A 949-nucleotide genomic window follows, 5' to 3' on the forward strand; every position below is an offset into this window, starting at 1 on the left:
CTAGGGCGTGTCTCCTAAAGGTTGGGGGTGTTCGTTGAGAGTCTGTTCTGGTGTCGCGAACTGCCGTGCTGTCAGATGTTCAGTGGGACCTGATTGAGCCGTTGATGCCGTCCTCGGATGGCCGCCAGGGTCGCCCGTTCGGGGACCACCGGATGATCCTGGAGGGGATCATCTATCGGTACCGGGCCGGGATCGCCTGGCGTGATCTGCCCGGGTGTTACGGGCCGTGGCAGACGGTGTGGAAACGCCACCGCCGCTTCAGTGGCGATGGGACCTGGGACGAGATCCTGACGAGGTTGCTCGCGCACGCTGACGGCGCCGGGCTGATCGACTGGGAGGTATCGGTGGACTCCACGATCAACCGTGCTCATCAGCACGCGACGAACCTGCCCCGCCACACAGGGGGACCTGGCGAGTTACACGAAACTACGCACCGAACCCCCTGACCACGCCATCGGTCGCTCCCGCGGCGGGCTCTCGACGAAGATCCACCACCTGTGCGACGGGAACATGCGCCCGCTGGTGCTGCTGATCGGGCCAGGTCAGGGCGGGGACTCCCCGATGTTCGAACACGTGATCAGCGCCATCAGCGTGCCCCGGCTCGGGCCGGGCCGCCCGCGCACGAGGCCGGTGCGGGCACTGGGCGACAAGGCCTACTCCTCACGGGCCAACCGCGAACTGTTACGCCGGCGCGGCATCCAAGCCGTCATCCCCGAACGCGCCGACCAGATCGCCAACCGCCAACGGCGCAGGGCCAAGGGCGGCAGACCGGTCAGCTACGACACCGAGACCTACAAGCGGCGCAACGTCGTCGAACGCTCCTTCAACATCTTCAAGCAATGGCGCGCCCTGGCCACCCGCTACGACAAACTCGCCCTGACCTACCGCGGCGGCCTCGTCCTACGCGCCATCACCATCTGGCTCCGAGCATTAGGAGACACGCCCTAGG

The 949-nt window shown here is 66.5% G+C and carries 1 protein-coding gene; it reads left to right on the forward strand.

What is annotated here, in order from left to right; all coding sequences use genetic code 11:
• The first annotated feature begins 50 nt into the window (after positions 1-50).
• Positions 51-948 (forward strand): IS5 family transposase gene (locus tag KCQ71_RS26745; RefSeq protein ID WP_223411723.1). Its coding sequence is split into 2 segments (ribosomal slippage): positions 51-410 and positions 412-948, totalling 897 coding nucleotides; the frame shifts between segments, so codons are not numbered across the junction.
• Position 949: the final 1 nt, after the last annotated feature.

The organism is Occultella gossypii, assembly GCF_019947135.1.
Taxonomy (GTDB): domain Bacteria; phylum Actinomycetota; class Actinomycetes; order Actinomycetales; family Beutenbergiaceae; genus Occultella; species Occultella gossypii.